The sequence below is a fragment of the Blautia sp. AF17-9LB genome, from assembly GCF_003479185.1.
Classification (GTDB): Bacteria; Bacillota; Clostridia; order Lachnospirales; family Lachnospiraceae; genus Fusicatenibacter; species Fusicatenibacter saccharivorans.
The window spans coordinates 1-2,792 of the sequence record NZ_QUGU01000039.1 but is presented as its reverse complement, the minus strand read 5'-3'; the positions used below and the strand labels follow the sequence as shown (position 1 = coordinate 2,792).

At 43.5% G+C, this 2,792-nt stretch carries 1 protein-coding gene; it reads right to left on the bottom strand.

Annotation, left to right across the window (positions count from 1 at the left end; translation table 11 throughout):
- Positions 1–162: 162 nt before the first annotated feature.
- Positions 163–2,043: a group II intron reverse transcriptase/maturase gene (gene ltrA, locus DWX00_RS19330; protein ID WP_002585010.1), complete on the bottom strand. Its 1,881-nt coding sequence runs from the start codon at positions 2,041–2,043 to the stop codon at positions 163–165.
- Between the last annotated feature and the right edge of the window lie 749 nt (positions 2,044–2,792).

Sequence of the window (2,792 nt, the reverse complement as noted above, 5' to 3'; positions counted from 1 at the left end):
TATAGTGATAGGTAAGCCCCTGATATCATCTCAGGCTTTTCCCCCACTTCACACCGTGCATGCGACTTTCACCGCACACGGCGTTCCATCGGTTAGTAGATTTCGTTGTCTAAACAATCAAACCTGTCATAGAAATACTGTGTTGTGTTGATTAGTGAGAGATTAGATTAACGGCAGAGACGCCAACTCACGGAGCGTATTTACCTTTTTGAGCTGGCTCTTGTCAAGCTGTAGGAGTTCCAAATATTTTGCGATTGTATCTGCATTGATGGCATGAATCAACTTGTGTACAGAATCCTTCACTAAAATAAGATTCCCATAGGAATCATCGCCTCCAAGATACCGGGGCAGTTTGTGATGACAGTGAATCTCATGTGTACTTGAGAATTCTTCACCGGTAACAGCACATTTTCCCCATTGAGCAGAGAATAGTGATATTCTGTTATCTGCATATTCCGCGCTATAGCCATAGGGTGGCTTCCGCATAAGCGAGAGCAGAATGGCCATATTGATTCGTAGGTTATTGTGAATGCCTTCCCGCCCCTCTGGAGTGTAGTAATTCCATGTTTTTTTACGGAATAAAGGATTCTTGTGTTGCGTGTAGCCAATAGGATATACTGGCTCATTTGTGCCTGCAACATATCGCATCATTTTGGATTTTCCAAATCGGCTTCTTTCAAACTCAGTCAATTCCCGTCCGGTTTTAACCAATCGATTCCCGTTACGGGTACTAAGCCTATTTGTGAGCAGTGTCATAACTGCACGATTTAGTATTGCGCAATCATGGTTGATATGGGTGGCAATGCAGTAATAATTCTGCATTCCTGTGACCATACTGTTATAGAGCCTGATTTCACCCTGTTCTCCATAGATTTTTCGGGGATGGACAATCCGTTTTGCCTGTGTTTTCAGCTTCTGGCGCTTGTGGTCAAAATTCTTATCAGCGATGTATGAAATTACCACCAGCTTGTTGCCTTTCCTGTGAACTTTCATCTTGAACCCAAGGAAGTCTGAGTAATGATTTCTGACATTGATAATCCTTGTTTTCTTTTCTGAGATTTCCAGTTTCAGCCTTTCTCTTAACCACTGTATAACTGCGTGCATTGTCCGTTCAGCAGTATCTTTCGTTCTACAGTAAATCCGAAAGTCGTCCGCATATCGAACAATGAACATCTCTTTGAGGTTGGACTTTTTCGCCTGTCTGTACCCGTTTTCAGGTCTGACATTTCTTTTGCATATCGGACTCCATTGCCATTGGCTTTCAACCCAGTGGTCGAGTTCGTTAAGAACGATGTTTGCAAGGAGTGGAGAAATGATTCCACCCTGTGGTGTTCCCTTATCAGGCGTAATAAATGTTCCGTCCTCAAGTTTTATCTGTGCTGTCAGTATTCTCCGAAGCACAAATATAAGCGCCTTATCGTGAATCCCCATTGCCCAAATCTGCCGAATCAGCTTTGCATGGTTCACATTGTCAAAAAATCCTTTAATATCGAATTCAATGACATAGTGCAGGTTTGCTTGCTGTAACAGTTTATAACTTCTGGCAATAGCGTTTTCTACGGAATGGTTCGGTCTAAAGCCATAGCTGTTCTCACTGAACTTAGCTTCACATACCGGCTCCATTACCTGCTTAATACATTGTTGGATTAACCTGTCCCAGATGCATGGAATGCCTAAGGGTCTTGTCTTGCTCGGGTCGTATGGCTTCGGTATCTCCTTTCGCCTGACTGGCTTAGGACGATAACCATGCTCACTTCCGTTTACAATAAATCTCACTTTTTCAACTACTTCATCAGGGGAGCACTTTCCAATGTCCCTGATTGTGAGTTTATCTGTTCCACACGTTTTACTTCCTGTGTTTTTCTTGATATTTCTGTATGCCAGCAGAATGTTTTCCCTTTGAAGGACGATAGACATGAGGTCTGTAAACACCTCACCATTCTTACTGGCAGCATATAGATTATCGAAGGTATCTTGCATTCCGTAATACTCGTTATGTCGCAGATTTTCCTCACATAGCAGTTGTTTCTTTTTTCTGGTCATAAGGCATCACTCTCCTTTCGCGGGAAAGTGTCCCTTTTTGTCTTACTCGTAATCCTTATACGATTGAATGACAACAATAGTTTCTAACCGACTAAAGCCCATTCCTCAAGCCCGCCTTTTTCGTTGGGCTGTCATAGGTTCGAGCTTCGCTTTTCAGCACAGATTAAGCGGCTTATATGATTCGTCCGCAGATTGCTTATGAGCAACTCTGTACCTTTCCACGTTCCGATAACCCTATCTGTACATATATCCTTAGGTGTCCGCTATAGTCCTGTCAGCTTGATTGTGCCTGCAACACAATACGGAATTTCATATTTTCGATTTTTACTTTACCGCACTGACCCACATTTAAGTGTCCGTACATTTCTATACGGTAAACATCTAGACCCGTACATTCGCGGTTTTCGTCAGTCCGTCGTAGACATTCTCACCATAGATATTTTATAGACTCCCGGCGTGTCATCTGCATACAGTACCTCTACTGCACTTTCGTCAGCCGTGTTGCCACGCTGTTACGACAAACTTCCGCCGACTTTATCGAGCTCCAGACTCCAGCCATTACAGCCGAAGCCGGTCGAAGTATCAGAGTAGGCATTTCAGGGCGTTACTCCTTCATTCTACCTATCGGGTTATCAGTTGTTGCTCATCCCTGCCGAGATAAGCCCGACGCTTTTAGCATCACATGGCCATAAGTCTATGAAGTATTACCCTCATAGCGTGATGTTTGTGCGTCAACGTGTCGCACCAAA

Coding starts and splice junctions, on each gene's coding strand:
- ltrA (WP_002585010.1), bottom strand. CDS start 2,043: ATGACCAGAAAAAAGAAACAACTGCTATGTGAGGAAAATCTGCGACAT.